This window comes from Zoogloea sp. GDB6 (assembly GCF_056724105.1).
In genome coordinates this window covers 3,727,447-3,751,489 of sequence record NZ_CM161497.1, presented here as the reverse complement: position 1 = coordinate 3,751,489, position 24,043 = coordinate 3,727,447, and the positions used below count along the sequence as shown (strand labels likewise).

Here is a 24,043-nt window from a genome sequence, read left to right as displayed (position 1 = left end):
GTTCAAGTCTCCTGATTGTTGTTGTGCGAGGATTCGGGCGCGCCGTCCGGCGTCCCGTAGAGGTAGGACTGCTGCCGCCGGAAGGCCCGGGCGGCGGCGTCCTCGTTCATGCGCTCCGTGCCCGGAAGGCCGGCGAAGGCCTCGAATGCCGCGCGGGGGAGGATGAGTTCGACGCTGAGCTCGGCGTCGCCGATGGCGAAGTCGAACTCGACGAAGCCGTCGTCACGCATCTGGCGGACGCGGACGAAGCGGCGGGCGGGGTTGAAGCTGCCCGCGGGGGGAAAGGTGCTGTCTTGCATGGTGTCTCCTGTCAGGCACTCTGGTGGTGCCGTGGGAAGCTCCATTGCAACGCCTGTGCCACACCGTTCAGGGCGGCTGAAAACAGGCCGGTTACGATCTCAAGTCATTGATTCTTATGATTCCGTGTGCTGGGCACGCTGGCCCGCGGAAAGCCCTCGCCAGGACGGCGCGGGCTGCGATTTTCTCAACTGCGCAAATCGGGTGGGGGCGTGCGCCGAGGTGGTTTTCAGGAAATGCGCAAGCGACTCCTGGCCGCACGACGACGCTATGGGGAAGGGCCGAGGAGGTCCGGATGCGTCTTCGGGCACCTCTGCGGCCTGCAGGGATTTACAATGCCGGCCGATCCCATTCATTCCCGAAACGGACAACGCCCGAGGCGGCGTTCACCCGACGTTTTCCGTTTCCATCCGGCTTCCAGTGCCGTTTTTTCCAAGGTCACCCATGTATCCAGTCCAAGATGTCGATGCGCTCCTGCTGTTGTCCATGCTGCTTGCCACCAAACGGAGGCCGGCCGACATGGTCGAGATCGTCGCGGCGGCGGATCTGCTCGATGGCGGTGTCGGTTCCGAGGCGCGCTGGGCCGAGGCTTTCCGCCGTTTCGCGACCCACGACCTGATCGTCGAGGTGGATGGCCGTTACACGCTGACGGAGGCCGGCCTGCAGCTCGTGCATCGCCTGCCGAAGAAGGCGGACACCGCCGAGCGGATCTTCCTGCTGCGCGAAAAGCTCTCCGAATACGAGCCGGCGGAGAAGACCCCGTCCATCGTCATGCAGGAGGAGCAGGTGGCCGAGGCGGTGCGTGCCCACCAGGCCTCCAAGTCCGTCGGCGGCAAGAACCTGCTGATGCCGAAGGCCAAGCCCGCTGAAGAGGACGCGCAACCGCGCCGTCGGCCGGGCGGCTGGCGCCGGGGCTGATCCGGTGCAGCTGGCCAACGGGCGCTGGCGCGGGCTGGCCTTCGTCGATATCGAGACCAATGGCGGTGCGGCCACCGACGAGGGAATCACTGAGGTCGGGATCGTCGAGGTGGACGAGGACGGCGTGCGGGAGTGGTCGCAGCTGATCCGCCCGGCCAGCCGCATTCCGGAGTTCATCACCCGCCTGACCGGCATCAGCAACGAGATGGTGGCGGATGCGCCGCGCTTTGCCGAGGTGGCGGCGGACATCCATGCGCGCCTCGACGGGCGATTGTTCATCGCCCACAACGCGCGTTTCGATCACGGTTATCTGCGCAACGCTTTCGAACGGGCCGGCCTAACCCTGCGGCCGCCGGTGCTGTGTACCGTCAAGCTGTCGCGGGCCCTGTATCCGGAGCACAAGCGCCACGGCCTCGACAGTCTGATCGAGCGGCACGGCCTGCGGGTCGGCGAGCGCCACCGGGCGCTGGCCGATGCCCAGCTGATCTGGCAGTTCTGGCAGCACATCCACGGGCATTTCGACGAAGGGCGGATCGACGCGGAGATCGCGCGGCTGACCGGCCGGCCGTCGGTGCCGCCGCAGCTGGACGAGTCCGTCCTCGATGAGCTGCCGGAGAAGCCCGGCGTGTATCTCTTCTTCGGCGAGAATGATCTGCCGCTGTACGTGGGCAAGAGCAAGGACATCCGCACACGGGTGCTGTCCCACTTCAGCGCCGACCACCGCAACGCCAAGGAGATGGCCCTCTCCCAGCAACTGCGGAGGGTCGAGTGGATCGAGACGGCCGGCGAAATCGAGGCGCTGCTGCTGGAGGCTTCGCTGGTGAAGACCCGCCAGCCTCTGCATAACCGCCGCCTGCGCCGCCAGTCCGACCTGTGCGCGTGGCGGCTGGCGGATGACGGGGAGGGCGGCCGGCGCCCCGAATTGGTGTACGCGCGTGACCTGACGGAGAACTGGGGTGATGACCTGTTCGGCTTCTTCGGTAGCCGGGCGACGGCGCTGCGCACGCTGCGCGGCCTGGCTGAAGAACACAACCTGTGCCAGGTCTGCCTCGGGCTCGAGAAGCAACCGCCCGGCCAGCCCTGTTTCGGCTACCAGCTGAAGCGTTGCCGCTGCGTCTGCGTCGGGGGCGAAAGCCGTGGGATGCACACTGCCCGCCTGCTGATGGCGCTGCAGAAACTGAAGGTCGAGGCCTGGCCCCATCCAGGGCCGGTCGGCATCCGTGAAGGCACGGCGGTGCACGTGGTGGACAACTGGTGCTACCTGGGCACGGCGAAGGACGAGGCGGAGGTGTTCGCGCTGCTGGAAAGCGCCCGACCGGCTTTCGACGGCGACGTCTTCAAGATCCTGCAGAAGGCGCTCAAGCGCGCCCGCATCGTGTCGCTGCAGTCGGCACGATGACGATGGAGGTGCGTTCGCACAGGCACTAGCACGGGGACCGGCGAATTCTCGCCGGCCTGGCTTCAGCGCGGCCGGAGGCTGGCCGGAATGGGCTTGGGGGCGAGTTTTTCGGCGGCGATTTCGAGGGCGTATAGCGTGCCGCCGGTGGCCAGCCAGGCATTGACCCAGTCGGGCTTGGGGCCGTCGCCGGACCAGGTGAGGGCGCGGTTGGAGGGGTGCATGAAGCGCACCAGTGGCATCTCCGTCGGAGCCGGCGGGGCGGCTTCCGCGAAGGAGATTTCCGCCTGCGCGGCTTCCTTCGCCTTTTCCGCTTCGGCCTGGGCCTTGGCTTTGGCCTTGGCTTCCGCTGCTTCGCGGCGGGCCTTTTCGGCGGCCTGCTTGCGTTCTCTGGCGGCGGTCGCGGCACGGGCCTTTTCTTCCGCTTCGGCGGCCGCCTTCGCAGCGGCTTCGGCGGCCAGGCGGGCGGCTTCTTCCTCGGCGGCCCGCGCGGCGCGCTCAGCCTCTTCGGCCTGGCGCCGGGCGGCTTCCTGTTCTTCCTGCTCCCGCTTGAGGATTGTGGCTTTGATCTGTTCCGCGAGTTCTTCGAGCTCGGGCAGCGAATACGACTTCAGTTCTGTCATGGAGGACGACGCGGCTTCTGCGGGGGCGGATCGGAGGCGGGTGGTCATGATTCGGCAAAAACGGGGCAGGCCACAGTGATCCTGCCAAGTTCAGCATTATGAAACATTTATCCGATCCATTAACGCGGATTTGCGGTTGTTGACGCCCTGTTCTCAGTCCAGCGTCCGGCGGAAAGTCTTCAGGCCAATGGTGAGCACCCCGACCATGAAGGCGAGAATAGGCCAGATCTGCGCCCATAGCATGTTCATGTCGTTGCCTTTGAGAAGAATGCCACGCACCAGAATCAGGAAGTGGGTCAGCGGCAGCACGTTGCCGATGGTCTGCGCCCAGTCCGGCATGCCGCGGAAGGGGAACATGAAGCCGGACAGCAGCATCGACGGCAGAAAGAAGAAGAAGGTCATCTGCATCGCCTGCAGCTGGTTGCGGGCGATGGAGCTGAAGGTGATGCCGAGGGTCAGGTTGGCGCAGATGAAGACCAGCACCACGCCGTAGAGCAGCAGCAGGTTGCCGTGCATCGGTACGTCGAAGATCCAGCGCGCGGCGAGCAGGATCAGCGTGACCTGGATCAGGCCGATCAGGATGTAGGGCACGATCTTGCCGGTCATTACCTCCAGCGGCGTAGCCGGGGTGGCGAGCAGGTTCTCGAAGGTGCCGCGTTCCCGTTCTCGGGTCATCGCCAGGCCGGTCATCAGCACCATGGTCATCGTCAGGATCACGCCCATCAGGCCGGGCACGATGTTGTAGGCGGTGACGCCTTCCGGGTTGTAGCGGCGGTGGATGCGCAGGTCCACCAGCGGACTGGCCGGTGGCTGCAGGCCGGGCAGGTCGGCGGCGAAGACTTCGGCGCCGAGCTTGTTGAGCACCGAGATGGCGCCGCCGGTGGCCATCGGGTCGGTGGCGTCGGCCTCGACGAGCAGCGTGGGCGGCTTGCCGCGCACCAGATCGCGGTTGAAGCCGGGCGGGAAGGTGACGACGAACTGCACCTCGCTGCGGTCCAGCAGGGCCGTGGCCTGGCGTTCGTCCACGCTGCCGACGATGGTGAAGTAATCGCTGTTGCTCATGGCGGCCACCCAGGCGCGGGAGAAGGGGCCGGGATCGGCCATTACCACCGCGGTGGGCAGGTGCTTGGGGTCGGAATTGATCGCGAAGCCGAACAGCATCAACTGGATGATCGGGATGCCGACGATCATGCCGAAGGTCAGGCGGTCGCGGCGGAGCTGGATGAATTCCTTGATCAGGATGCCGAGCCAGCGGGAGAAGGAAAAGCGGGCCACGGTGTCAGTTCCCCAGCGGGTCGGCGGTGTGTTGCATCAGGTGGATGAAGGCGTCTTCGAGGGACGGGGCGACCGGCGTCGCGGCCAGCCCGGTTTCCTTCTGCAGGGCCTGCAGGCTGGCGGCCAGCAGGGGGCCGTCCGTGCCGCTGACGTGCAGCGTCGTACCGAAGCTGGCCACCAGGTCCACGCCGGGCAGCTGGCGCAGGCGTTCGGCAAGGCCGTGGATGCCCTCGCCGGCGATCTCCCAGGTGTTGAGCCGGCAATTGGCGACGACTTCGTCGGCGGTGCCGGAGGCCAGCAGGTTGCCGTAGGCGATGTAGGCCAGGCGGTGGCAGCGCTCGGCTTCGTCCATGTAGTGGGTAGACACCAGAATGGTGATGCCGGCGGCGGACAGGCGATGGATCTCCTCCCAGAAGTCGCGGCGGGCCTTCGGGTCGACGCCGGCGGTGGGTTCGTCGAGGAGCAGCAGGCGCGGTCGGTGGAGCAGGCAGCTGGCCAGGGCCAGGCGCTGCTTCCAGCCGCCCGAGAGCGTGCCGGCGAGCTGCTTGCGGCGTCCGCCAAGGCCCAACTCGTCGATGGCCCGATCCACGGCCGCGCGCCGGTCGGCCATGCCGAACATGCGGGCGACGAAGTCCAGGTTCTCGACGATGCTGAGGTCGTCCCACAGGGAGAACTTCTGGGTCATGTAGCCGACCTGGCGCTTGATCGCGGCGCTGTCCTTCAGCACATCCAGGCCCAGGCAGGTGCCGCTGCCGCTGTCCGGTGTCAGCAGGCCGCACAGCATGCGGATCGAGGTGGTCTTGCCGCTGCCGTTGGGGCCGAGGAAGCCGTAGATCTCGCCCTTGCGGACCTGCAGGCCGAGGTCGCGCACCACGTGCTTGTCGCCGAAATGCTTGTTGAGCCCGGCAACGTCGATGACCAGTTCGTTCATGTCAGTGCCCGGCCAGGCTGACGTCCACCGGCAGGCCCGGCCGCAGGCTGGCAGCCTGTTCGACGGCGGGGGCGGCCTCGACGCGGAACACCAGCTTCTCGCGGCTGCCGCGGCTGTAGATGACCGGTGGGGTGTATTCCGCTTGCGGCGCGATGAAGTCGATGGTGGCGCGGATCGGCGCCGGGCAGGCGTCACAGCGGGCTTCGACGGCCTGGCCGGGCTTCAGCGTGGCAACGGCGGTTTCCGGCACGAAGAAGCGCAGCCGGCGCCGGGCGTCGGGCAGCAGGCTGGCCACCGGCGCGCCGGCCGGCACCCATTCGCCGGGGCGGTAATAGGTTTCGGCGATCTCGCCGACGGCCGGCGCGCTGACGGTCTTGCGTTCGACAGCCCAGCGCCGCTGGGCGGCCTGGGCGGTGGCGGCCTGCAGGTCGGCCTCGGCGCCGCGCACCTCGGCCTGGCGCCCGAGGGCCAGGCGGTAGGTTTCCAGTTGCTGGCGGGCTGCATCAACGGCGGCGACGCTGCGGTCGCGGTTGGCGCGGGCCTCGTCCACACGGGCCTGGGCCACGAAGCGCTGGCGGAACAGGGCGTCTTGCTGGGCCAACTGGGTGTCGGCCAGGCGGCGGGCCGCGATGGCCGAGGCGAGCTGGGCTTCGAGGGCGGCGATCTCCGGGGCCCGGTGCGGCGCCTTGAGGTTCTCCAGCTTCTCCTTCGCGGAGCCGCTGCGGGCTTCCGCTTCGGCGAGGGCCTGACTGTCGGGATCGGTGGCGACGGCGAACAGCTGCTGCCCGGCCGTTACGCGGCTGCCCCGCGGGCTGTCGAGGGATTTCAGGTAGCCGGCCTGCGGTGCGGCCAGGTACAGGTATTCGCCTTCCACGTAGCCCTGGAAACCGACGTCGGGGGCCTTGCCGCAGGCGGACAGGAGGATTGCGAGGAGCAGGGGGCTGCGGGTGAGCTTCATTGAGTGTCTCCATCGTCCGGCCTGGGCAGAAGGGCCAGCAGTTGAGTGAGGCCGATGTCGATCTCCTGCTCCGACTCGGCGCTCTGGCGACCCAGGTTCATCATCGCCAGCCCAATCACTGCGGCATGGAAGACCAGCACCTGGGGGGCGTCCAGGCGGTAGCCCAGGCGGCTCAGAACCTGGCCGAGGGCATTGCGCATAAAGGCCACAAGACGGGCGAACTCGGGGCGGATCTCCGGATCCCGGTCGCCCGAGAGCAGCAGGCCGAGCATCATCCTGACCCGCGGCAGAAAGCGCATGGCCGTTGCCAGCGCCAGCTTGGGATCGGTGCCCTCCGTGCCACCGAGCTGGCCGAGTTCCTGTTCGACGGAGTGCTCGGCGATTGCCAGCATCAGTCGGTCGCGGGTCGGGAAGTAATAGGTCAGATGGCTCTGGCTGACGCCGGCCGCCTTGGCGATGCGCGGCTGTGTCAGCGCGAACAGGCCTTCCCCACGCAGCAGGGCAAGGCCTGCGTCGAGGATTCTGCTGCGAATGCCGGTTGGTGTGGGGCTGGAGTCCTGCATTTGGTAAGGCTACCAATTCTTGGTAAGGCTACCAAGTGCGGGACCTGCATCGGTCTTTCTTGGGAGGTTCGCCTGCGGATACGCGATCGCGCAAAGAAATACGTTAAATGAATATGCTGGTTGACTCAGAAAGACAAAATGCATGACTATGTATGCATATGAAATCGCCTGAAGACGAACAGCATGGTGACTCAAACAACGGCCGTTTCAATGGAGCCGCTTTCGGCCCGGATTCCGGGCGATCTGTATGTCTGGCTTGCCCAGCTGCAGATCGACGGCGCAACGACCAACAGCGACAAGCTGCGGATCCTGCTCGGCCAGCTCAAGCGCCAGCATGACGGCGCCCTCGACTACATGGCCGCCCATGCCTGGGCGCGCGATCTGACGACCCGCCTGCGCGAAGGGCTGGTACGCATCGAAAGCGAGACGGACACGCGCTCCGAAATCGTGAGCCTGCTCCTCGAACACCTCACCGCCCTGCTGGCCCTGCTTGTGAGCCAGTCCCCGGCCACCGAAGCGGATGCCAGGAAGTTCGAAGACGCACTGGTGCGCCGGGTCTTCGGGCTGGGCGAGACGCTGCTCCGGCAAGGAATCACGTCCGAGGCTGCCGCCTATGACCCCGCGGTCGTCCGGCGCCACCTGGGCAAAACAGTCGAGTTAGTCTCCAACCTCCAACCCCTGAAAGGACCTACCGATGTCTGATTCCCTCAAAGCCCGGGTCGGCCGGGTGATTGCCGGCGGTGCACACGCGATTCTCGATCGGATCGAAGACAAGGCGCCGGAAGCGATGATGGAGCAGGCGATTCGCGATGCCGACGCGGTGATCGACGACGTGCGCCACGAACTCGGTGTGGTGTCGGCCAACCGCCACCTTTCCCAGCAGCGACATGCCGGGCTCAACGCTCAGCACACGGCACTCACGGCGCAAAGTCACGAGGCGCTGGCGAGCGGGCGCGAGGACCTTGCGAAGGCCGCGGTGGCCCGCTTGCTGGATATCGAAGCCCAGCTGCCCGTACTTGAAGCCACCCTCGGTGACTATCTGCTGCGGGAAGGCGAACTGCAGGGCTACGTCGCCGCCTTGCTGGCCAAGAAGCGCGAGATGCAGGAGGCTTTGACCCAGTTCCGTAAGAGCCGAGCCACGGGAAGCTCGGCGGTGCCGGCTGCCGCTGGTGTCGAGACTTCCGCTGCGAAGCGTATCGACGCCGTCACCAAAGCCTTCGACCGGGTCTTTGAACGCCAGACCGGCCTTGAAGGCCTCGCCCGCAGCGAGGGCTTGGAACAGGCTGCCCAACTTGAGGCGTTGGACGAATTGATCCGGGAAAAGCGCGTCGCAGAGCGGATCGCCCAACTGAAGGCGGGCAAGGCATGAGCCTGCTCAGTGCGCCCGAGACCCTGCCTTTCGGCGTCGGATTCGCGCTGATCGTTGGCATCGCGCTACTCGAAGGCCTGGGCATGCTGCTGTCGATCAGCCCCAGCGACTGGCTGACCGACCTGCTGCCCGACATCGACGGCGACACCGGGCTGGATCGTGTACTCGGTTGGCTGCACATCGGGCAGGTGCCGGCGCTCGTGCTGCTGTTGCTCTTCCTGGCCGGCTACGCACTCTTCGGCTACAGCCTGCAGATGCTGGCCCATGGACTGCTCGGCGGTTATGTGCCGGCACTCCCGGCCGCCCTGCTGGCCGTACCGGCAGGGCTGGCGACGGTGCGTGCCCTCGGTACCCTCATTGCCCACATCGTCCCGCGGGACGAAACGAGCGCCGTGAGCGAACAAAGCCTGCTCGGACGCACCGGCGTGGTGGTCGGCGGCTCCGCACGGAAAGGCCTTGCCGCGCAGGCCCGGGTGCGGGATGCCCACGGCCGCAGCCATTACTTAATGGTGGAGCCGGACCTGGACGGCGATGTCTTCGCCGAAGGAGCCCAGGTCCTCATCGTCAGCAAGACCGGCGCCTTCTACCGCTGCATCGCCAACCCCCATCCCGATCTGATCTAGCCGCCTACGGCGGCGCTCCCGAAGCAAGTACAAGGAAAACCCCTTTATGAGTAACCTGTTCGAACTGCTAATCCTCGCAGCCATCCTGCTTGTCTCGCTACTCGCGGTCGGCATTGTCTTTGCCCGGCTGTACAAGCGCTCTACAAAGGAGACCGCCTTTGTCCGCACCGGCCTCGGCGGCCAGCGCGTCATCATGGACGGGGGGGCGATCGTGCTGCCGGTCTTCCATGAGCGGGTCCTGGTCAACATGAACACGCTCAAGCTTGAAGTCGTGCGGCGAGAGCGTGAAAGTCTGATCACCCGCGACCGGATGCGGGTGGATGTCACCGCGGCCTTCTTCGTGCGGGTCAAGCAGACGGAAGAAGCCGTCAGCATCGCGGCCCAGACCCTCGGCGCGCGGACCATGAGCCCGGACGAACTGAAGGCCTTGGTCGAGGATAAGTTCGTGGATTCCCTGCGTGCGACCGCGGCAACCATGACCATCCAGGAACTGCAGGACAAACGGCGCGACTTCGTCCAGGCCGTCCAGAATGCCGTTGCCGAAGATCTGGAGAAGAACGGGCTGGAGCTCGAATCGGTCTCGTTGACCAGCCTGGACCAGACAGACAAACAGTTCTTCAATCCGAACAACGCCTTCGATGCCGAAGGCCTCACCCGTCTGACCGAGCAGACGGAAGCCCGGCGCAAGCAGCGCAACGACGTCGAGCAGGACACCGAGGTGCAGGTCCGCACCAAGAACCTGGACGCGACCCGCCAGAAGCTCACCATCGAGAAGGACCAGGAGTTTGCCACGCTCGCCCAGCAGCGCGAGATCGAGGTGAGCCGTGCCGAGCAGGTGGCGCTGATCGCCTCCCAGCAAGCCGAACGCAGCCGCGAGGCCGAAGCGGCCAAGATCGAGGCGGAGCGCCAGGTCAGCCAGAAGCGCATCGAAGCCGCACGCGAGATCAAGGCGGCGGAGATCGAGAAGAACCTGGTGATCCAGACCCGGGAGATTGAACTCGAGCGCCAGACCGAGATGCAGCGCGCCGAGCAGCGCAAGCAGGTCGAGATCGCCCGCCAGGACACGCAGATCGCCATCGCCAACAAGTCCCGCGAGCAATCCGACGCCGACGCCGCGGCCAACTGTGCGCGGGCCGAGGCCGTCAAGGCCGAGGAGGCGGTGACCACCGCCCGTCAGGTCGCCGTTGCTGAACGGGACAAGGACATCCAACTGATCGAGGCGTCGAAGGAGGCGGAGCAGAGCGCCATCGCGGTGAAGGTATCGGCATCGGCCGAGAAGGAGGCCGCCATGGACCGGGCTGAGGCGCTCACAATCGAAGCCCGCGCCAGGCAGGCCGCCTCGCTGGCGGAGGCGGAAGGCAAGCGGGCGATCAACGAGGCGCTCAACACGCTGTCGGCGGCACAGGTGGACCTGCAGGTCCGCACCCTGCTGCTGCAACAGCTCCCGCAGATCCTCGAACAGGCCGTGCGCCCGATGGAGAAGATCGACTCGATCCGCATCTTCCAGGTCGCCGGCATGCCCGGGGCCGCAGGCGCAGGTGCCGACGGCGCCACGTCAGCTTCCGGTGGCGCAACCTTCCCCGAGCAAGTGATGAATTCGGCGCTCCAGTATCAAATCGCCAAACCCATCGTCGATGCGGTCATGAAGGACGCCGGCCTCTCCAACGACGGCATTACCGGTGTGGCCACCACCCTGTCGTCCCTGCTGAAAGCACCTGAAGTGCAGGCTTGAGCTTTCGGCGGCCCATGCCCAGGTGAGGGCTGCACGCCTGTCATCCGCTGTGCCGAAGGATAGGTCGGGACCCATCTGGACATGCGGCTCCGGAACTGCCGGCCTGGAGCGGAAGTAGAAGGGCAGAAAAATGCCCGGTTCGAGAACCGGGCATCGTTGAGGAACTGGGGGCGGTGCTTACTCCGGACGCATCTGCGGGAACAGGATCACGTCGCGGATTGCCGGGCTGTCGGTCAGCAGCATGATCAGGCGGTCGATGCCGATGCCGCAGCCGCCGGTCGGGGGCAGGCCGTACTCCAGTGCGCGGATGTAGTCGGCGTCGTAATACATGGCTTCTTCGTCGCCGGCGTCCTTGGCCTTGGCCTGGGCCTGGAAGCGGGCGGCCTGGTCTTCGGGGTCGTTGAGCTCGGAGAAGCCGTTGGCGATCTCGCGGCCGACGATGAACAGCTCGAAGCGCTCGGTGATGTCCGGGTTGCTGTCGGAGGCGCGGGCCAGCGGGCTGACTTCGACCGGGTAGTCGATGATGAATGTCGGCTCCCAGGTCTCGGCTTCGGCGCAGGCTTCGAAGAGTTGCAGCTGCAGGCTGCCGAGGCCGCCCGGTTTGACCTTCTCGCCGAAGTCCTTGATCTTCTGCTTGAGCCACTCGGCATCGCCCAATTGGGCGTCGGTGAAGCCAGGGTGGTGTTTGCGGATCGCATCGACGATGGTCAGACGATGGAAGGGCTTGGACAGGTCCAGCTGGCGGCCCTGGTAAGTGAACACCTCGGTGCCCAGCGCTTCACGGGCGGCGTGGCGCAGGAGGCCTTCGGTGAAGTCCATGAGGCTGCGGTAGTCCGCGTAGGCCTCGTAGAACTCCATCATCGTGAATTCGGGGTTGTGGCGGGGCGACAGGCCTTCGTTGCGGAAGTTGCGATTGACCTCGAAGACCTTCTCGAAGCCGCCGACCACTAGGCGCTTGAGGTAGAGCTCCGGCGCGATGCGCAGGAACTGCTGCATGTCGAGGGCGTTGTGGTGGGTGACGAAGGGTTTGGCTGCGGCGCCGCCGGGGATGGGGTGCATCATCGGCGTCTCGACTTCGAGGAAGCCGTGGCCGGTCATGTAGTTGCGGATCGACTGGATCAGGCGGCTGCGGGCCACGAAAGTGTGGCGGGATTCCTCATTCATGATGAGGTCCACGTAGCGCTGGCGGTACTTGGTCTCGACGTCGGCCAGGCCGTGGAACTTGTCGGGCAGCGGGCGCAGGCTCTTGGTCAGCAGGCGCAGCTCGGACGACTTGATGGACAGCTCGCCGGTCTTGGTGCGGAACAGGGTACCGACGGTGCCGACGATGTCGCCGATGTCCCAGTGCTTGAAGTCGGCATAGACATCTTCGCCGACGCCGTCGCGGGTGACGTAGAGCTGGATGCGGCCGGACAGGTCCTGGATGGTGATGAAGCTGGCCTTGCCCATCACGCGCTTGAGCATGATGCGGCCGGCGACCTTGACCTCGACCGGGATGGCTTCGAGTTCTTCGGCGGATTTCTCGCCGTAGACCTCGTCGAGCTTGCCGGCGGTGTTTTCCCGGGAGAAGTCGTTCGGATACGCCTTGCCGGTGGCGCGCCATTCGGCGAGTTTCTGCCGGCGCTCGGCGATCAGGTGGTTTTCATCCTGGGCGGGCGAGGAGGTCTGGTCGGACATGATGGGCTCTTCAAATCAACGAAATGGGCGCGGCGAGATGCACGAAATGCCGCAAAGCCCTGAATTTTGACATATTCCGGCCCGCCCGTCGCGGCCGGGCTCGAGATGGGTGGGTGATTACAGGAAGATCTCGTCGATGTCGGACTGGATCTCGGCCTGACCGGCCGGTATGGTGAGGCGCAGTTTGCCGCTCATCACCAGTTCGTCGTAACCATTGACCTGGTTGCGGCCGTGCTCCTTGGAGTAGTAAAGCGCCTCGTCGGCGCGGCCGAGGAGTTCGGCCGGCGACAAGCGTGGATCGATGCGCGCGAAGCCCACCGAGCAGGCCACGCGCCCGACCCGCGGAAACTCGTGCTGGGCGACGGCTTCTCGGAAGCGGTCGAAGATGCCCTGCACGTTGTCTTCGGTGACATTGCGCAGCATGACCACGAACTCCTCGCCGCCGAAGCGGAACAGCTTGTCGTGGTTGCGGAAGCTCTGGCGCATCAGGTCGGCGATGCGTAGCAGCACTTCATCGCCGAACAGGTGGCCGTAATTGTCGTTGATGCTCTTGAAATGGTCGACGTCGGCCACGGCGAGCCAGCACGGCTGGCTGACGGTGAGGCCGTACGTGCGGCGATCGCTGGCGTCGAGGCGGGCTTGTTCGGCCTGCTCGGCAGCGGCGATCAGGCGTTCGAAGTCGTCGTCGAAGGTGCGCCGGTTGAGGAGCCGCGTGAGGGTGTCGAGGTTGGCGTATTCCCAGCCGTGGTGCTGGTTGTCGAAGCAGCGCAGGAATAGGCCGAGGGCCGCGCAGTCGGCCTCGCTGGGCTCTTTGGGGCTATGGATCTCCAGCACCCAGCGGGCCTGGCCGAGGGTGCCAATGGCGAAGGCCAGGCGCCAGGTGTCGCCTTCGTGCACCGCGGAGTGCCCGAAATCGGCATGCAGGCAACTGGACAGCAGCGGATCCACCGGCAGCCAGGAGTGGCCGTCGCAGACGTCGTCCCAGTAGGTCGCGGTGCTGTCGGCGACGCAGTAACCAAGCAGTCCTACGGTGAGTTCGGGGGGCGTGAAGCGCACAGCGAAGAGCAGGCCATAACTGCCTTCGAGAAAGCGCATGGCTGTCTCGGTGGTGTGGCGGTAGATCCCGCGCAGATCCCGGATGCGCGAAAGGGCTTCGGCGCCGGCAAGCAGCGCGAGAGTGCGGGAGGGATCGGGCAGAGCCGCCGGGGGCTGGCGCATGAATGGGTCGGGTTTGGGTCTTGAGGGCCGATTAACGTCCGTCGCGGTGAATTCTGAAGCCCAAAACAGGCAGTGAGCGGGTAGCGCAGTGCTTATCGCGCGTTTTTCCCTTTGTAGCATGTTTTTGTCATTATGAGGCAGCGGATTGTTTCGCCGCCCCGCTCAGACGCTGCGCTGTATCAAGCCGATAGGTGGCGCCCAGTCGTCGCCGGGCTTCTTCTTGCGGGTGACCAGCGTGAGCTGGGCCGGTGCAAAGACGTTGGCGTTGTGGGTGACCGGCGTGGTGATCAGGTACTGGGCGCGGGTGGCGCGCAGGAAGGTCCCGACGCGGTCGATGTTGGCGATGTCCAGATGCGCGAAGGGCTCGTCGATGAATACGAAGCCGCCCGGGCGGGCCTCGTCCATCAGCAGGGCGATCAGCAGGATCAGCGACTTCATGACCTGCTGACCACCGGAGGCCTCGCCGTCGTTGAGGCCGACGGCGCCCTTGCGGTCGAAGTCGAAACGCACTTCGAGGCCGGCGGAGGCCAGCGCCCGGTCTTCGTTCTCGAGCATCGGCACCGGGCAGTCCACGTCCACGTTGGCCAGGTCGCCGAGGGCGCGCAGGTTCTTGCCGTATTGGCGGACCGTGATGCGCAGCTTGGCGATGTAGGCGGCGCGGGCGTCGGAGGTGAGGCGGCGGGTCGTCGCGAAGTAGGCTTCCCGCTCGGCGTAGTCCCGTTCGCGCTGCTGCAGGTCGGCCTTCAGGCGGCCGGCCAGGGTCAGCACTGTGTCGTCGGTGATCCAGTCGCCGTCGTTGAGGCGCTGGCGCAGGCGTTCCAGGTCGGCCCGCGCGCCGCGGGCGTCGCCGTACTTGTCCACCAGCAGCGCGGTCTGCTGCGGCTCGCGCCAGTCGGCCGGCATGCCGCGGCGCAGCTGGCGCAGGCGCTGGATGCGGCGGGCCTGCTCGCGGCGGCGCGGGGCTGCGGTCTCGGCGAGCTCCTGGGCCTTGCGGGCGAGGGCTGAAATCTCGCGCTTGCGGCGGTCAAGCTCGATGTCGATGCCGCGCAGGCGCTGGTCGATCTTGTCCACGTCGCCCTTGGATTCGGCACGGGCCGCGATGGCTGCGGTGAGGCGTGATTTGGCGCCGGGCAGTGCGGCTTCGGCCTGCTCGAAGGCTTCGGCGCGGGCGGCCAGCAGCTGGGCGGCTTCGATGCCGTGCAGGCGGGCGCGCAGGGCGTCGGCTTCTTCCTTGGCGGCGTCCAGCTCGGGGCGCAGCTCGCGCAGGCGGGCGTCGATGCTGTGCATGTCGGCATCGAGCTGCTTGAGGCGGGCGCTGCGGGCCAGCTCACCGAAATGGAATTCGGTCGGCTTGCCCAGGTGGCGGGCGCCGCGGCGTTCCCGGTGGTAGCCGTCGCGGGTGATCCACTCGGTTTCCTTGGGCAGGTGGCGGGCGGAGTCGGCATCCTCGACGCGCTGGATGCGGTTCAGCAGGTCGGCCAGCCAGCGCGGCACGTCGTCGGCGAAGCGGATGACTTCGGCCAGCGAGCCGTCGGCGGCCGGCGGGGCGGTTTCCAGCTCCGGCACGATGAAGTGGCGGAAGCGTTCCTGTTCGCCCAGCGCCCAGGCGGCGTGGCGGTCCTGTTCCCGTTCGAGCAGGATCACGTTGCGGTAGGGGCGCAGCACGGCTTCGACGGCGCCCTGCCAGTCCGGGTCGGTGACCTCGATGATTTCGGACAGGGCCCGGTGGGCGATGCCGGCGTCGCCGAGGCGCTTGCGGAAGCGGCTGACCTCGCCGTCGGGCGGCGGCCCGCGGTGTTCGCGGGTGGCGCGCAGCTGGGTGGTCTTTTCCTCGAAGGCGGCGATGGCGGCCCGCTCCTGGCGCTGCAGCGCGAGCAGGCGCGCGTCGGCCTTGGCGTAGGCGGCCTCCAGGTCCACCGCGCCGTCGCCGGCTTCGCGGGCCAGGCGGGCGCGCAGGGCCGAGCGCTCGGCGAGCAGTTTTTCGAAGTCGCGGACTTCGTCGTGGGCGGTGAGGTGAGCTTTCTCGGCCTCCAGCTCGCGGCTGCGGGCGGCCTTGCGTTCCGTTTCGGCGGCGGCCTTCTCGGCTTCCACTTCGGCGGTACGGGCCTTGTGGCCGGCCAGCTCCTCGTCGCCTTTCTGAAAGTCGAGGCGGCCGCGGGCGATGTCGGTGCGGGCCTGCTCGATGTCGCGCATCAGCTCGGCGGCTTCCAGGCGCGGCACGATCTCCGTGGCGAGGGCGCCGGCTTCGTCGTTGAGCTGCTTCCATTCGAGGAAGCGGTCGGCTTCCAGGCGCTTGGCTTCGGCCTGGGCGCGCAGGCGGTCGAGGTCGAGGCCGAGGGCTTCGAGCTCCTTCTCGGCGTTGCTCTGCTCCTCGCGGGCGGCGGCGTAGTTGTCGAGCACCTCCTTGTCGCCGAACACGTCGAAGACCAGTTCGAGCAGCGCCTTCGGCGAGTATTCGCAGAGCTTGTCGGTGTCGCCCTGCTCCAGCGCCAGCACCTTGGCGATGGCTGGCGTCAGGCCGCCCCAGGCCAGGCGGCTCTGGTAGTCCCGGTAGCCGACCCATTCGATGGCCTTGTTCTCGTTGGCTTCCAGTGCCTCGATGGGCACGTCGCCGTCGGCGATGGCGTAGTCGCGGGTCCAGTCGCCGCCAGCGCGGCGGATACGGCAGGCCAGCGTGACCTCGTCCTTCAGGCATGGGAAGAACGGCCGCTTGCCGGTGCTGCCGGGCCGGTTGGCGACCACTGCGCGGATCCACGCGAAGCTGCGGTTGGCGCGGCGCACGTAGCGGCGGAAGTCGCGCTTGCCGGAGCAGCGCAAGCCGAACAGGGTGCGCAGCGCGTCGAGCAGCGTGGTCTTGCCGGAACCGTTGGGGCCGACGATGGTGATGATCTGGGCGTCCAGCGGGAGGCTGAAGCGGCGCCAGTAGTCCCAGTGGACGAGTTCGAGTTGCTTGATGTGGAACATTAGTAGTCCTCCTCCGAGCCGGCCTCTTCGATGTTGGCGACGTCATCGTCCGCAAAGGCTTCGAGGCTGGGGAGCGGGTGTCCGGCCTGGGCGAGCACTTCGCCGAGGGTGCCGTGCACGATGCGGTCGGCGAGGGTGCGGTAGTCGAGCAGCACGTCGAGCAGCGGGCCTTCGTGGATCATGCCGGCCTTGCGTTCGATGAAGCCGAGCTGGGCCAGGCGGGACAGTAGCTTGCCCTGCACGTAGGTCTTGTGGCCGAGGGTGTTGGCGAAGTCGGCCAGCAGGGAGGCTTCGACGATGGGGCTGGAGACGGCGTCGCCGCGCTCCACCGGGGCGTCCTTGCTGAACATGTCGCCCTGGCCGTCGTCGCCGAGCTTCTGGCGATTCACCTGGCGCTCGCGCTTGGGCAGGATGATCAGCGCCCAGATGACCACCAGCAGCGCCAGCTGGTCGCGGGTCAGGCCGATGTTGCTGGCGGCGTACTCGCGGGTGGCGCCGAACACCGGCTCATGCATGTCCTCGGTGAGGGCGGTGGCGACGTGCTCGGCGTAGGGGTTGTCGATGAGCTGCAGGCCGACGGCGGTGAGGCGGGCGTCGAGTTCGACGCGGAAGGTCTCGTCCACCAGCGCGCGGCGCACCAGCGGGTCGGTGCGCGGCAGGCTGCGGCTGGCCAGCAGGCGCGCGGTGAGGGTCCGGATCTGTTGTTCCATCAGGCTGGGTCGGAAAGGGATTCGGAGGATGCGGAGGCGGCGTCTAGGACGGGCACCATTTCGCGGGCCGGCAGGCTGCCGTGGGCGCCGACAAGGCCGACCGACATGGTGGCGATCTCGTCTTCGCCGACCTTCACGGTGGCGGCCTCGAAGCGCACTTCGAGGGGCAGGCGCATGAACTCGCCGATCGGACCGTCGGCCGGCGTCGCGCCGCCTTCGCCACCGCCATCGGCGAGCAGGGCCAGCAGGGACAGGCGGTAGGAGGCCGCGGGGAAGCCGCCGCCGGTAACCACGCTGGCCAGGCTGGCCGGCGTCTGGCCGGGTTCGGTGAGGCGCGACAGGCGTTGGCTGAAGTGTTGCAGCAGGCGCAGGTCTTCCTGCTCCGGCTGGTTGCGGCTGGGGGCTTCCTCGGCGCTCGGCAGCGCGATGTCGGCCTCCATCTGGCGGGCTTCTTCCGACAGCGCCATTTCGGCCCGGTCGAGAAGCTCGTGGCCGCCAGCCAGCAAGGTGAGTTCGGGGGCTGGGGCGAGGCAGCCGACGGTCAGGCTGGCCAGCTTGCGGACGTCCAGGCTGCGCAGCCAGGCGGCCACGTCGCTGGACGAAATGCCGGAGCCGCCGAGGGTCACGCGCTGGGCTTCGATCTTGTTGACCGCCCGCTGGAATGCCGCGTCCACACGGGCCAGGCGCGATTGGGCGAGGCCGATGCGCTGGGCGATACGGGCCAGGTCGAAGGGTACGTCGGGGTCGGCCAGCAGTTCGTGCAGGACTTCGGTGCCCTTTTCGATCCAGCGGGTGTTGGCGGACAGGCGGCGGCGGGCGTCGGCGATGCGAAATTCGGAGCCGGAAGCGATGGCCTCCTCGAAATGCCAGGCCAGGTCGTTGAGCTTGCCGAGCAGGTGGCCGAGGGCTTCCGGCGTGACGCTGCCGACGGCCTGCAGGCCGGCCAGCTGGGCCGTGAGGAAACCCAGCTCCAGATCGTCTTCGGCGCTGAAGCTGACCATCATGCCGATTGCTGCGACGGCGTTGCGGCCGAGGTCGGACAAGGCGTACAGGCTGTCGTCGCCGATCTCCAGCAGGCCGTTGCTGCGCAGGCGGCGCAGTACCGTCTCGAGCTTGACGTGGTCGAGGAAGGAGAAGCGCTGGCGCAGTTGTTCGGGTTCCCAGCGCGGGGAGTCGGTCTCCCTGCCGATCTCGCGCAGCACCAGCAGGCGCATCAGCACCTCGGCCTCGCTGCCGTGGAACAGGGTGCTGAAGGCGGACAGCAGCGGGCGGGCTTGGATCAGCGGGGCGAGTTCGGGGACGTCGTCGGCGGCGACGCCGGGGGCCAGCAGTTCTTCCAGGCGGACTTCGTTCATGCGGGGCTTAGCGGAACAGGGCGAGGGCGGCGACGCGGCGTTCGACTTCGTCGGCCATGCGCTTGTAGGCCGGCGCATCGACACCGCCGAAGCGGCGCTGGAACTCGTCGGCCATCATGGATTCGGGCAGGCCGTCGATCGGTGGCAGCAGGGACGCGTCGCGCAGGCCGGCGGAGACCGCCGCGGCGAGACGCTCGGGGTCGCCGGCGGCTAGTTCGCCGAGGCGTGTGCCAGCCCGGTCGGCGGCCAGGTCCACGAAGGAGAAGCCACTGCCACCGCGGGAGTCGCTGACTTCCTTGTCGAGCCCAATGGCGTTGGCCAGCGGTTCGCCGGCCCATGCGGCCAGCGCGGCGGAGACGGTGAAATGCTGGGCGAGGTCCTCACGGCCGCGCAGTGTCAGCGTCACCGGGCGCGGGCGCGGCCACTGGCGGGCTTCGGGAATCAGCAGGGCGATGTCGTGGCCGGACAGCTGAGCGGCGGTGACCAACAGGATGTCCCGGTAAGCACTGCTGCGCTCGCCGGAGCGGCTGCGTTCGCCGGCCTCCTGCAGCAGCGGGCCGAGCACGCTGGCAAGCGGTGCGCTTGGCCGTGTGCCGAGGCTGTCGATGCGTGCCGTCAGGCGCCGCTGGGCGTCGGCCAGGCCGTCGCGTCGGGCCGGATCGATGGCCAGCGCACGGGCCGAGTCGAGCAGTTCGGGCTGCCAAGTGTAGGCGACGCGAACGCCCGCGGGTGTGACGGAGACCCGGTCGATGCTGCGCGCCAGCAAACTGAGATCGGACGCGAACTGGGTACGTTTCAGGTAGTGCTCAAGTGCAGCCTGGAACAGGGCCGGCGGCACCGGCACGCGGCCGACGCGCACCTGTTCGAACTTGAGGCCGTCGGCGCCGGCGCCGAGCTGGGTGCTGACGTTGAGGTAACGGCCGAGCGGGTTGGGTGGCAACTGGGCGGAGTAGCTGATTTCGGCGCCCCCCTGGAGCAACTCGACACGGGTGTCGGCCTGGAGGCCGCGGCGGGCGGCGAGGGCGACCAGCGCTTCCAGGTCTGGCGCGGCAATGTTGATCTCGCGCCGCTCGTCGCGGGTCAATCGGCGTGGATCGTTCTTGCGGAGGATCGCCTTGGCGCGCATCAGTGCTGCGGGTGCGGGCGCGCTGCCGGTGGTGACCAGCGGCTTGTCTTCCACCGCCTGGAATGCCAGAACGACGGCCGCCACTGCCAGCAGCACGATGCTGCCGCTCAACCAGACAAGGATTCGCAGCATGGTAGCGGTTCGATCAGGAGAGGGAAAAAAGCACGGAGGCCGGCCAGCGGCCCCCGTCCCGTGTTACACGCCTTGCTTCAGGCTGGCCTGGATGAAGCCGTCCAGGTCGCCGTCGAGCACGCCCTGGGTGTTGCCGACTTCGTAGTTGGTGCGCAGATCCTTGATGCGGCTCTGGTCGAGCACGTAGGAGCGGATCTGGTGGCCCCAGCCGATGTCGCTCTTGGCGTCCTCGAGCTTCTGCTGTTCGCTCTGGCGCTTGCGCAGCTCGGCTTCGTAGAGGCGCGCCCGCAGCATCGACCAGGCTTCGTCCTTGTTGCGGTGCTGGGAACGGTCGTTCTGGCACTGTACGACGATGCCCGTCGGGATGTGGGTCAGACGTACCGCGGAGTCGGTCTTGTTGATGTGCTGACCGCCGGCGCCGGAGGCGCGGTAGGTGTCGGTACGCACGTCGGCCGGGTTGATGTCGATCTCGATGGAGTCGTCAACCTCGGGGAAGACGAACACCGACGTGAAGCTGGTGTGGCGGCGCGCGTTGGAGTCGAAGGGGCTCTTGCGGACCAGGCGGTGGATGCCGGTCTCGGTGCGCAGGAAGCCGTAGGCGTATTCTCCGCCGACCTTGATCGTGCAGCTCTTGATGCCGGCCACTTCGCCCTCGGATTCTTCCAGCAGTTCGACCTGGAAGCCCTTGCGTTCGGCGTAGCGCAGGTACATGCGTTCGAGCATGCCGGCCCAGTCCTGGGCCTCGGTGCCGCCGGCGCCGGCCTGGATTTCGATGAAGCAGGCGTTGCCGTCCATCGGATTGCTGAACATGCGGCGGAATTCGAGTTCGCCGACCCGGGCTTCGACGCTGGCCACGTCGGCTTCGACGGCCTGCATGGTGTCCTCATCCTCCTCCATGGAGGCGAGCTCGAACAGGTCCTTGCCGTCGGCGATGCCTTGCTCGATCTCCTGCAGCGTCAGCACGACGCCTTCCAGCGTCTTCTTTTCCTTGCCGAGCTCCTGGGCGTGCTTGGCGTCGTTCCAGATGTCCGGATCTTCGAGTTGTTTGCTGACCTCGATCAGCTTCTCAGCCTTGGAGTCGTAGTCAAAGATACCTCCGAAGTTCGAGCTCCCGGGCCTTCAGGTCGGCGAGCTTGTTGGAGATGGCGTTGAGACGTTCTGCTTCCATGATCGGGGCCCTGGCTGGTGCGGGAAAACCGGGCATTATACCTTCACGCAGGGGGCGCTGCAGCTTGGTACCTGTGCGGGGCGGTCAACGCGATGGCGCGGGGAGCATGCCGGCATCGGGCGGTGCGATGCTGCCGAAGCTGCGTGGAGAGGGTGTCGCCGAGAACTTTGCCTTGCAGGCCTGGTACTTGTGGCGGCACCGGTTGGAGCACAGGAACTCGGTGTTGTAATCCCCTTGCGGGCAGGCGAGCAGGCAGCGGGTGTTGGCCTTGATGCAGTCGGTGACGCTGCCGGTTGGTGGCGCAAAGGGGGAATGGGCGTTCTTGTCCTCGTCGCTGCCCTTGACATCCTTGCGCATCAGGCGAAAGGTGCCTTTGGATCTGTTGTTGTCCTTGGCTGAGGAAATTGTGTAACGCCCCTCGAACATGCTCGCTTGACAGCTGCCGGACATCCGTAGCGTGACGGAAGGGGGCAGGATGAGCCGCAGGGTGCATTGCCCATACTTGTTTTCGCCGGCCACGATGGGGGCTGATGCATTGAAGGGGGAGCCAGTGGTGACTGTACCCGTGAGCCGCCCGCCTTGCTCCTTCAGCTGAATCGTGATCGGTATGGGGGCCTCGAAGCTCTCGGGGGTCAGCAGCCCTTCATATGTCTCGTTGAGTTCCGCCAGCGCTGGGCCACAGGCCAGGCCGGCCAGAAGCAGGAAAGCTAAGCGGTACAGCAAGGACACAAGCATCGTCGGTCACGTCGCGGGTGGAGTGCTGCGCGGTATGCGGCGCCCACCACCCGCTGCGGGTGGTGGAGCCCCCTTGCGGGGCAGCCGTGGCGGGCAATTCTAACCCGGCCCCGGCGTCCCGCAGGCACCCTATGTCAGGTGCGTGCCCGCAGCAGTCTCAGAACAGCTCGTCCTGACCGAGGTAGCGCCACTGGCCCGGCGGCAGGTTGCCGAGCATCACACGGCCGATGCGTACGCGCTTGAGGCCGACGACCTTCAGGCCGACCAGCTCGCACATGCGGCGAATCTGGCGCTTCTTGCCTTCACGCAGCACGAAGCGCAGCTGGTCTTCATTGAGCCAGCTGACCTTGGCCGGGCGCAGCGCGTCACCGTCGAGGGACAGGCCGTGGTTGAGCAGCTTGAGGCCTTCGTCGGTGAGGCTGCCCTCGACGCGCACGTGGTATTCCTTCTCGATGCTTGAGTCGTCGCCGATCAGCGCACGGGCGATGCGCCCGTCCTGGGTGAACACCAGTAGGCCGATGGAGTCGATGTCGAGCCGCCCGGCAGGTGCGAGGCCACGGTGGTGGGTGCGCAGGTAGCGGTTTTCGGACGGATCTTCGGCCCAGCGGTTTTCGGCGGTGATCAGCACGCTGGCGGGTTCGTAACCGTCCTCCGCCTGGCCGGATACGTAGCCGACAGGCTTGTTGAGGAGGATGGTCACGCGGCTGTCCTGGGCGGTCTGGCCGCGGCGGTCGAGTTCCACTTTCTGGCCGGGCTTGACGCGGGAGCCCAGCTCGCTGACCACGCGGCCATCCACGCGGACCCAGCCCTTTTCGATGTACTCGTCGGCTTCCCGGCGGGAGCACAGGCCCAGTTCGGTCATCCGCTTGGACAGGCGGATCGAACCGTCGTCACGCAGCGGGGAAGGTACGGGGGCTGGACGTGCTTCGCCGCTCCATTGCTTGCGCTCGTGGCGCGGGGGGCGGGCCTCGGCGGCCTTGCCGAACTCGCCGCGCGGGCGGCTGGCCGGTTGCGGCGCGCTGCCGTCGTTGCTGCCGTCGTCGTGACGCCGCGGCGGCCGGTCGCCAAAGGGCCGGGCCGGGCGCTCTTCGCCCCACCGCGGACGTTCGCCGGCCGTACGTTCGCCGGACGAGCGTGCCGGCTTGTCGCCGAAGGGACGGGCAGGTCGGTCGCCGGTCGGGCGAGGCGGGCGGTCGTCGCGGGGGCGATCGCTACGCGGGCGTTCGTCGCGGAAGCGCTCGCCGCCCTGGCGCGGCGCGTCCCCGTCGCGGAACGGGCGCGGACTACGGCGTTCGGGTTCCGCGTTGGCCTGTTCGGGGAAGGAGGCCTTGGCGCGGTTGCGGCCGGTGCTGCCGGCAGCCGGCTTGCGCCAGTCCTTGTTGGGCTTGGGGCTGTCGGGGGCCTGCGGGGCTGCCTCGGCGGCGCCGGCCGCGCGCGGCTTGAGTTTCAGGGTGCCATCGCGGGTGGGCAGCGGGGCGCGGCGGCGGAGCGTGTCGGTCATGATCAGGCCTTTCTGGCGGCGGAATGCAGTTGCTGGAGGTCAGCCTCTTCAAGATAGACCCACTGGCCTTCGGTCAGGTCGGCTAGCAGCCCCTCACCCAGGTGGAGGCCGCCGAAGCCACTGCGATGGAGTTGTTCTACATGGTTGCCGGCGGCGGCGATCATGCGCTTGACGACGTGGTACTTGCCCAGATCGATGCTCATTTCCAGCGTCCGCTCGGCCAGCAGGCGCGCATGCAGGGCCGGCACCGGCTGGGGCTCGTCGATCAGATCGACGCCGTCGAGCAGGCGCTGCACGAGGGCATCGGTGCCGGCTTCGGCCAGTTCGGCGCGATAGACCTTGGGCACGTGCTTCTTCGGCGACGACAGGTTGTGGATGAAGGCGCCGTCGTCGGAGAACAGCAGCAGTCCGGTGGTGTCCTGGTCGAGGCGCCCGACGCTCTGCACGTTGCGGGCCACCAGTTGCTGCGGCAGCAGGGAATACACGCTGCGGTGGTGCTTGGGTTCGTGGGAGCACTCGTAGCCGGCCGGTTTGTACAGGGCGACGTAGGTCTTCTCGCGGAAGGTCCAGCTGTGGCCTTCGACTTCGAAGACCAGGCCGGCGGTGTCGATCTCGGCGCCGGGGTCGTCCACGACCTCGCCGTTGATGCGGACTTCGCCGAGTTCCACCCACTGGCGGCACTGGCGGCGGCTGCCGAAGCCCTGATTCTGGAGGATGCGTTCGAGTTTCACGGGAGTTGCGATAGTGCGAAATAACTTTTTATTGTCGTACC

At 67.2% G+C, this 24,043-nt stretch carries 22 protein-coding genes; 6 read left to right on the top strand and 16 right to left on the bottom strand.

The features are described 5' to 3' along the window. Positions 1 to 2: 2 nt before the first annotated feature. Positions 3 to 299, bottom strand: coding sequence for a phenol hydroxylase subunit (locus AC1PQG_RS17040; RefSeq protein WP_481119007.1), 297 nt, complete (start codon positions 297 to 299; stop codon positions 3 to 5). A gap of 442 nt (positions 300 to 741) precedes the next feature. Between AC1PQG_RS17040 and AC1PQG_RS17035 the strand changes: the two genes are divergently transcribed. Both AC1PQG_RS17035 and AC1PQG_RS17030 read left to right on the top strand, forming a co-directional pair. Continuing rightward, a complete protein-coding gene (locus AC1PQG_RS17035) occupies positions 742 to 1,215 on the top strand; it encodes a hypothetical protein (RefSeq protein ID WP_481119006.1) in 474 nt (157 codons plus the stop codon). A 4-nt stretch (positions 1,216 to 1,219) separates the two neighbouring features. Continuing rightward, positions 1,220 to 2,614: an exonuclease domain-containing protein gene (locus AC1PQG_RS17030; RefSeq protein ID WP_481119005.1), complete on the top strand. Its 1,395-nt coding sequence runs from the start codon at positions 1,220 to 1,222 to the stop codon at positions 2,612 to 2,614. A 62-nt stretch (positions 2,615 to 2,676) separates the two neighbouring features. Here the strand turns inward: AC1PQG_RS17030 and AC1PQG_RS17025 are convergent, their stop codons facing one another. From AC1PQG_RS17025 to AC1PQG_RS17005, 5 genes are all read right to left on the bottom strand, one after another. Beyond that, a complete protein-coding gene (locus AC1PQG_RS17025) occupies positions 2,677 to 3,234 on the bottom strand; it encodes an H-NS family nucleoid-associated regulatory protein (protein WP_481119004.1) in 558 nt (185 codons plus the stop codon). Positions 3,235 to 3,387: 153 nt separating this feature from the next. Beyond that, entirely contained in the window at positions 3,388 to 4,509 is a 1,122-nt protein-coding gene (locus AC1PQG_RS17020; protein ID WP_481119003.1) for an ABC transporter permease, read from the bottom strand. Between the two features lie 4 nt (positions 4,510 to 4,513). After that, positions 4,514 to 5,440 carry an ABC transporter ATP-binding protein gene (locus AC1PQG_RS17015; protein ID WP_481119002.1) on the bottom strand — a complete coding sequence of 309 codons (927 nt, stop codon included), beginning with the start codon at positions 5,438 to 5,440 and terminating at the stop codon, positions 4,514 to 4,516. A gap of 1 nt (position 5,441) precedes the next feature. After that, positions 5,442 to 6,398, bottom strand: coding sequence for an HlyD family secretion protein (locus tag AC1PQG_RS17010; RefSeq protein ID WP_481119001.1), 957 nt, complete (start codon positions 6,396 to 6,398; stop codon positions 5,442 to 5,444). Next, positions 6,395 to 6,961 (bottom strand): TetR/AcrR family transcriptional regulator, encoded by a 567-nt coding sequence (locus tag AC1PQG_RS17005; RefSeq protein WP_481119000.1) that lies wholly within the window; start codon positions 6,959 to 6,961, stop codon positions 6,395 to 6,397. The genes AC1PQG_RS17010 and AC1PQG_RS17005 overlap by 4 nt, the downstream gene beginning before the upstream one ends. Before the next feature lie 210 nt (positions 6,962 to 7,171). Between AC1PQG_RS17005 and AC1PQG_RS17000 the strand changes: the two genes are divergently transcribed. The 4 genes from AC1PQG_RS17000 to AC1PQG_RS16985 are packed head-to-tail and all read left to right on the top strand — an operon-like array spanning position 7,172 to position 10,685. Continuing rightward, a complete protein-coding gene (locus AC1PQG_RS17000) occupies positions 7,172 to 7,663 on the top strand; it encodes a hypothetical protein (RefSeq protein WP_481118999.1) in 492 nt (163 codons plus the stop codon). Further along, positions 7,656 to 8,330, top strand: coding sequence for a PspA/IM30 family protein (locus AC1PQG_RS16995; protein WP_481118998.1), 675 nt, complete (start codon positions 7,656 to 7,658; stop codon positions 8,328 to 8,330). The genes AC1PQG_RS17000 and AC1PQG_RS16995 overlap by 8 nt, the downstream gene beginning before the upstream one ends. Continuing rightward, positions 8,327 to 8,953 carry a YqiJ family protein gene (locus AC1PQG_RS16990; protein WP_481118997.1) on the top strand — a complete coding sequence of 209 codons (627 nt, stop codon included), beginning with the start codon at positions 8,327 to 8,329 and terminating at the stop codon, positions 8,951 to 8,953. Before AC1PQG_RS16995 ends, AC1PQG_RS16990 begins: the two co-directional genes overlap by 4 nt. A gap of 46 nt (positions 8,954 to 8,999) precedes the next feature. Then, on the top strand, positions 9,000 to 10,685 hold the full coding sequence (locus tag AC1PQG_RS16985) for a flotillin family protein (protein WP_481118996.1): 1,686 nt from the start codon (positions 9,000 to 9,002) through the stop codon (positions 10,683 to 10,685). Positions 10,686 to 10,862: 177 nt separating this feature from the next. Here the strand turns inward: AC1PQG_RS16985 and lysS are convergent, their stop codons facing one another. From lysS to AC1PQG_RS16935, 10 genes are all read right to left on the bottom strand, one after another. Further along, positions 10,863 to 12,362, bottom strand: a complete 1,500-nt coding sequence (gene lysS / locus AC1PQG_RS16980; RefSeq protein WP_481118995.1) for a lysine--tRNA ligase — start codon at positions 12,360 to 12,362, stop codon at positions 10,863 to 10,865. A 117-nt stretch (positions 12,363 to 12,479) separates the two neighbouring features. After that, the gene (locus tag AC1PQG_RS16975; RefSeq protein ID WP_481118994.1) at positions 12,480 to 13,580 is read right to left on the bottom strand and encodes a GGDEF domain-containing protein; all 1,101 of its coding nucleotides are present in this window, start codon (positions 13,578 to 13,580) and stop codon (positions 12,480 to 12,482) included. A gap of 162 nt (positions 13,581 to 13,742) precedes the next feature. Continuing rightward, complete coding sequence (locus tag AC1PQG_RS16970) at positions 13,743 to 16,544, bottom strand: AAA family ATPase (protein WP_481118993.1); 2,802 nt, start codon at positions 16,542 to 16,544, stop codon at positions 13,743 to 13,745. Beyond that, a complete protein-coding gene (locus AC1PQG_RS16965) occupies positions 16,544 to 17,254 on the bottom strand; it encodes a hypothetical protein (RefSeq protein WP_481118992.1) in 711 nt (236 codons plus the stop codon). Before AC1PQG_RS16965 ends, AC1PQG_RS16970 begins: the two co-directional genes overlap by 1 nt. Continuing rightward, the gene (locus AC1PQG_RS16960) at positions 17,254 to 18,609 is read right to left on the bottom strand and encodes a hypothetical protein (protein ID WP_481118991.1); all 1,356 of its coding nucleotides are present in this window, start codon (positions 18,607 to 18,609) and stop codon (positions 17,254 to 17,256) included. The genes AC1PQG_RS16965 and AC1PQG_RS16960 overlap by 1 nt, the downstream gene beginning before the upstream one ends. A gap of 7 nt (positions 18,610 to 18,616) precedes the next feature. After that, positions 18,617 to 19,867 (bottom strand): hypothetical protein, encoded by a 1,251-nt coding sequence (locus AC1PQG_RS16955; protein WP_481118990.1) that lies wholly within the window; start codon positions 19,865 to 19,867, stop codon positions 18,617 to 18,619. A 63-nt stretch (positions 19,868 to 19,930) separates the two neighbouring features. After that, positions 19,931 to 21,035 (bottom strand): peptide chain release factor 2 gene (gene prfB / locus AC1PQG_RS16950; RefSeq protein ID WP_481118989.1). Its coding sequence is split into 2 segments (ribosomal slippage): positions 19,931 to 20,953 and positions 20,955 to 21,035, totalling 1,104 coding nucleotides; the frame shifts between segments, so codons are not numbered across the junction. 84 nt (positions 21,036 to 21,119) lie between these two features. Further along, positions 21,120 to 21,770, bottom strand: coding sequence for a hypothetical protein (locus tag AC1PQG_RS16945; protein ID WP_481118988.1), 651 nt, complete (start codon positions 21,768 to 21,770; stop codon positions 21,120 to 21,122). 157 nt (positions 21,771 to 21,927) lie between these two features. After that, positions 21,928 to 23,271 carry a pseudouridine synthase gene (locus AC1PQG_RS16940; protein WP_481118987.1) on the bottom strand — a complete coding sequence of 448 codons (1,344 nt, stop codon included), beginning with the start codon at positions 23,269 to 23,271 and terminating at the stop codon, positions 21,928 to 21,930. A gap of 2 nt (positions 23,272 to 23,273) precedes the next feature. Then, positions 23,274 to 24,002, bottom strand: coding sequence for a pseudouridine synthase (locus tag AC1PQG_RS16935; protein ID WP_481118986.1), 729 nt, complete (start codon positions 24,000 to 24,002; stop codon positions 23,274 to 23,276). Positions 24,003 to 24,043 lie beyond the last annotated feature (41 nt).

Coding starts and splice junctions, on each gene's coding strand:
- AC1PQG_RS17000 (WP_481118999.1), top strand. CDS start 7,172: ATGGAGCCGCTTTCGGCCCGGATTCCGGGCGATCTGTATGTCTGGCTT.
- AC1PQG_RS16945 (WP_481118988.1), bottom strand. CDS start 21,770: ATGCTTGTGTCCTTGCTGTACCGCTTAGCTTTCCTGCTTCTGGCCGGC.
- AC1PQG_RS16995 (WP_481118998.1), top strand. CDS start 7,656: ATGTCTGATTCCCTCAAAGCCCGGGTCGGCCGGGTGATTGCCGGCGGT.
- AC1PQG_RS16975 (WP_481118994.1), bottom strand. CDS start 13,580: ATGCGCCAGCCCCCGGCGGCTCTGCCCGATCCCTCCCGCACTCTCGCG.
- AC1PQG_RS17025 (WP_481119004.1), bottom strand. CDS start 3,234: ATGACAGAACTGAAGTCGTATTCGCTGCCCGAGCTCGAAGAACTCGCG.
- AC1PQG_RS16990 (WP_481118997.1), top strand. CDS start 8,327: ATGAGCCTGCTCAGTGCGCCCGAGACCCTGCCTTTCGGCGTCGGATTC.
- AC1PQG_RS17040 (WP_481119007.1), bottom strand. CDS start 299: ATGCAAGACAGCACCTTTCCCCCCGCGGGCAGCTTCAACCCCGCCCGC.
- AC1PQG_RS17015 (WP_481119002.1), bottom strand. CDS start 5,440: ATGAACGAACTGGTCATCGACGTTGCCGGGCTCAACAAGCATTTCGGC.
- AC1PQG_RS17010 (WP_481119001.1), bottom strand. CDS start 6,398: ATGAAGCTCACCCGCAGCCCCCTGCTCCTCGCAATCCTCCTGTCCGCC.
- AC1PQG_RS17035 (WP_481119006.1), top strand. CDS start 742: ATGTATCCAGTCCAAGATGTCGATGCGCTCCTGCTGTTGTCCATGCTG.
- AC1PQG_RS16985 (WP_481118996.1), top strand. CDS start 9,000: ATGAGTAACCTGTTCGAACTGCTAATCCTCGCAGCCATCCTGCTTGTC.
- AC1PQG_RS17005 (WP_481119000.1), bottom strand. CDS start 6,961: ATGCAGGACTCCAGCCCCACACCAACCGGCATTCGCAGCAGAATCCTC.
- AC1PQG_RS16960 (WP_481118991.1), bottom strand. CDS start 18,609: ATGAACGAAGTCCGCCTGGAAGAACTGCTGGCCCCCGGCGTCGCCGCC.
- AC1PQG_RS16965 (WP_481118992.1), bottom strand. CDS start 17,254: ATGGAACAACAGATCCGGACCCTCACCGCGCGCCTGCTGGCCAGCCGC.
- AC1PQG_RS16970 (WP_481118993.1), bottom strand. CDS start 16,544: ATGTTCCACATCAAGCAACTCGAACTCGTCCACTGGGACTACTGGCGC.
- AC1PQG_RS16940 (WP_481118987.1), bottom strand. CDS start 23,271: ATGACCGACACGCTCCGCCGCCGCGCCCCGCTGCCCACCCGCGATGGC.
- AC1PQG_RS16955 (WP_481118990.1), bottom strand. CDS start 19,867: ATGCTGCGAATCCTTGTCTGGTTGAGCGGCAGCATCGTGCTGCTGGCA.
- lysS (WP_481118995.1), bottom strand. CDS start 12,362: ATGTCCGACCAGACCTCCTCGCCCGCCCAGGATGAAAACCACCTGATC.